1 protein-coding gene is annotated in these 235 nt (G+C 66.8%); it reads left to right on the plus strand.

The window, feature by feature from the left end; all coding sequences use genetic code 11:
• A partial coding sequence (locus tag R0J87_RS24740) for a hypothetical protein (protein ID WP_498889682.1) occupies positions 1–235 on the plus strand: 235 nt, incomplete at both ends.

Here is a 235-nt window from a genome sequence, read left to right on the forward strand (position 1 = left end):
GGTGGGGCGCTCCCCGATGACGACATCCAGACCCACGTCGGCATCCTGGTGAACGACACCACGGGCGGCAAGATGGACTTCTACGCCGATGCCGACATCACGACCTCGATCGGCACATGCGACGGTGAACCGACCACGCAGGTGACGGTGACCTGGAAGAACGACGCGCCGACCGACGCCGCGACCTCCCTGCCGGCGTACGTGACCGCAGACGGCTTATACGGCGTGCCCGCAG

Source organism: Halomonas sp. SIMBA_159, assembly GCF_046536035.1.
GTDB classification, from domain to species: domain Bacteria; phylum Pseudomonadota; class Gammaproteobacteria; order Pseudomonadales; family Halomonadaceae; genus Vreelandella; species Vreelandella venusta_A.